This is a genomic window from Pseudokineococcus sp. 1T1Z-3 (genome assembly GCF_037482365.1).
Lineage (GTDB): Bacteria > Actinomycetota > Actinomycetes > Actinomycetales > Quadrisphaeraceae > Pseudokineococcus.
This window is the reverse complement of the sequence record NZ_JBBHZF010000043.1, coordinates 1-2,318: the sequence shown is the minus strand read 5'-3', so window position 1 is coordinate 2,318 and position 2,318 is coordinate 1. Positions and strand designations below refer to the sequence as shown.

General features: G+C 74.4%; 5 protein-coding genes and 1 pseudogene. All 6 read right to left on the bottom strand.

Annotated elements, in window-relative coordinates:
• Positions 1–101 precede the first annotated feature (101 nt).
• Entirely contained in the window at positions 102–440 is a 339-nt protein-coding gene (locus WDV86_RS16050) for a hypothetical protein (protein WP_339568659.1), read from the bottom strand.
• A 55-nt stretch (positions 441–495) separates the two neighbouring features.
• Positions 496–954 (bottom strand): hypothetical protein, encoded by a 459-nt coding sequence (locus WDV86_RS16045; protein ID WP_339568658.1) that lies wholly within the window; start codon positions 952–954, stop codon positions 496–498.
• Positions 951–1,382 carry a hypothetical protein gene (locus WDV86_RS16040; RefSeq protein WP_339568657.1) on the bottom strand — a complete coding sequence of 144 codons (432 nt, stop codon included), beginning with the start codon at positions 1,380–1,382 and terminating at the stop codon, positions 951–953. The genes WDV86_RS16045 and WDV86_RS16040 overlap by 4 nt, the downstream gene beginning before the upstream one ends.
• Positions 1,379–1,549, bottom strand: coding sequence for a hypothetical protein (locus WDV86_RS16035; protein ID WP_339568656.1), 171 nt, complete (start codon positions 1,547–1,549; stop codon positions 1,379–1,381). The genes WDV86_RS16040 and WDV86_RS16035 overlap by 4 nt, the downstream gene beginning before the upstream one ends.
• Positions 1,546–1,917 carry a hypothetical protein gene (locus WDV86_RS16030; protein WP_339568655.1) on the bottom strand — a complete coding sequence of 124 codons (372 nt, stop codon included), beginning with the start codon at positions 1,915–1,917 and terminating at the stop codon, positions 1,546–1,548. The genes WDV86_RS16035 and WDV86_RS16030 overlap by 4 nt, the downstream gene beginning before the upstream one ends.
• Positions 1,914–2,318 (bottom strand): annotated as a pseudogene (locus tag WDV86_RS16025) (hypothetical protein); the annotation flags it as partial. The gene WDV86_RS16030 and the pseudogene WDV86_RS16025, both read right to left, overlap by 4 nt.

Genomic DNA, 2,318 nt, shown 5'->3' with positions numbered 1-2,318 from the left:
TTCCCCACCGTTGTGGGGGTGAGCGCGAGGAAGGGCCCCGCCGGTGGCGGGGCCCTTCCTCGTGTTCTGGGGTTCGGGTGGGGCTCCTGTGCGGTGGGGGCTCAGACGCCGCCCGGTTCTGGCGGCGGTCTGGACTCGTGGGGGCGGAGCATGGAGGCGGGGAGCCAGGCGGTCGCAGTCGTGCCGCTGGCCTCGTCGACGAGGTAGGCCACCCGGGCCAGCCAGCCGGCGTCGGTGCGGCGCCATGCCGCGACGACACCGGGCATGGGGTCGGTGTCCTCGTCGAGGACGACCCAGCAGTGCCGGCGCGCCCTCGTGGTCGCCGGCGGGTCCTCCTGCTCGGGGCCCTGCTCCCGGTGGCCGGTGTGGTCGGTGGCGGCGGATCGGGCGAGCAGGTCGTGCCGGCGCTGGGCCGCCGCGCTCCACCCGCCCCCCGCCATGCGCAGCAGGTTCGCACGACGCCCCGACGGTGCGCCTCCGCCCCGGGTGGCTTGCTCAGGCGGTGCGGACGTCGAGCACCCCCCAGCGCAGGCGCTGGGTCCGTCTGATCCAGGCGTCGAAGTCGTCGCCGGTGGGCCCGCCGAGTAGGGGGTCCGTCCCGGCGGTCAGGACGCACGTGCCACGGGCGGTGGCCGCAGCGGTCCACTCCGGCTCGGTCAGGGGGCGCCGGAGCTGCTGGTCCTCGGAGAGCACGAGCGCGAGCTCGTCGTCCTCGACGAGGACGTGCACCAGGGACGCCGGGACCGGGGCCGGCGGCCCGGTGATCTGCTGCAGGCCGAGCGCTTCGGCGACCTGACGCATCCCAGCGGCCCCGCCGTGCCCGGTCGGCGCGAGCACGAGATGGGCCTGGTCCCCACCGTCGCCGGGGTGCTGGCCGACCCATCCGCTCATCTCGACCCGGCGCTCACCAGCCTGCCCGTGCAGCCAGGCCGTGACCTGGGAGGGCTGGCTCATCGCGGGCCCTCCTCATCGCCCCAGTGCCGGACGTGGCCACGGAGGATGGGCCCGTCGTTGCGGGCGTTGACCTCCCGGTCCCGGCGGCACATCTCGATGAGGCCGGCGCGGAAGCCGTCGAGGCAGACTTCCTCGTCCTCGGGCAGCACCCCCCCGACATCACGGCGGTACTCGATCCGGGCGAAGTAGGCGTCGTGGACCTGGTGGAAGGCGGCGCGGGCGGCAGCTTCGAGCACCCATACAGGCGGGCGAAGAAACGGCTCCCCGACAACCGCCCCGCTGTCCACGTCCACTATCGGCTTAGCAGCCATCTTCAGGGCGAACAGGACCCCGCGGCGGCACTGGTCACGCGCCAGGTCCCCGACAGGCCCGGCCAGTGCGGCGGCCTCCTCCTCGAAGACGTCGACGACGTCGGTGGTCTCGCTCACCGGTCCCCCTCCCCCGGCCACCGGTGCAGCGGCGGCAGGAAGCCGGACCCGAACCCGGTGACCTGCCCGTCCGGGCCGTAGCGGATCAGCAGCTCGACGCCGGCCTGGGCGTCGTAGGCGCCGCGGGCCCAGGCCCGCAGCGGCTCGGTGACGGTGGTGACGCTCATGACGGCCTCTCCTGGTTCTGCTGGGCGTTGAGGTGGTCCGGGCTGTGCTCGGTCCAGGTGTGGACCTGCCCGGTGGTCAGGTCCAGGTAGTAGTGCGGCGGCAGGGTGCGCGGGTCCCCGCCCAGACCCGGGGCGGTCATGACGATGTCCCAGCGCAGGTCGATCGCGCGGACCTCGCAGCCGTCGATCATCTCGGTCTCGATGCCCCGGCTGAGGTCTCCGGGGTCGCGCAGGACCCCGGGCCGGAGGTCCTGGCCCAGGAGGGCGAAGGTCTCGGGACGGACCATCACGCTCCACTCCCCACGCCAGGCCGGCGACTCCCGGCGCGCGTGCGCGAGGAGCTGCCGCACCTGCTCGGCCAGGCTCACGACGCGACCGACGCGGTCGCGGCGGTCCGGGGGCGTCCAGGCTGGCGGTTCCAGGACTCGAGGAAGCGGACCAGCGACGGTGCGGTCCAGATCGGACCGGCGCGCAGGGACGCGATGGGCTCGGGGAACCCCGGCCGCTTGCGCAGGGTGGCCAGGCGCTGCTTGGAGACGCCGAACATCTCCTGGACCTCGGCCACGCCCAACAGCTCGGGGAAGTTCGGCTCGGCCAGGCGCCGCTCCTGCTCGGCCCACGTCAGCACGCTGACCTCCAGCACGTCGCCGGCGACCGGCACGCCGGCCGCGGTCAGCGCGTCGCGGGCGATGGAGACGGCCGCGGCACCAGCCGCGTCCGCGGACTCAGCTTCGGTGACGTCGAAGGTCACCGAGACCACGGTGGTCTC

Excerpts from the sequence above, each read along its gene's own strand:
- WDV86_RS16045 (WP_339568658.1), bottom strand. The coding sequence starts at position 954 with ATGAGCCAGCCCTCCCAGGTCACGGCCTGGCTGCACGGGCAGGCTGGT.
- WDV86_RS16050 (WP_339568659.1), bottom strand. The coding sequence starts at position 440 with ATGGCGGGGGGCGGGTGGAGCGCGGCGGCCCAGCGCCGGCACGACCTG.
- WDV86_RS16035 (WP_339568656.1), bottom strand. The coding sequence starts at position 1,549 with ATGAGCGTCACCACCGTCACCGAGCCGCTGCGGGCCTGGGCCCGCGGC.